Raw genomic sequence first — 273 nt, forward strand, 5'->3', positions numbered from 1 at the left:
CAGGTACACCGGCAAGCCGGCCTGATTCTCACAGATCAGCTCCAGGATCACCTGATTGAGCTCTGGCCGATGGTCACGGCTGTATCCCCGCACCAGTTGCAGCCGGCCGGTCTGTTCGCCATCGGCGCAGTCATAGGCGCCATCGACGTGAAAGCTGGTGATATCAAGATGCACCGCCGTGGGCTTGAGCCCCAGCTTGGCGACCACTTGCTCGGCCATCACCTGATAAAGCGTCGACACATCGGCCGCAAACAGCGCATCCAGACAGCGCCC

General features: G+C 61.5%; 1 pseudogene. It reads right to left on the bottom strand.

From position 1 onward, the window contains the following. Positions 1-273 (bottom strand): annotated as a pseudogene (locus B4920_RS26270) (IS1634 family transposase); the annotation flags it as partial.

This window comes from Zoogloea sp. LCSB751 (assembly GCF_002028455.1).
GTDB lineage: Bacteria > Pseudomonadota > Gammaproteobacteria > Burkholderiales > Rhodocyclaceae > Zoogloea.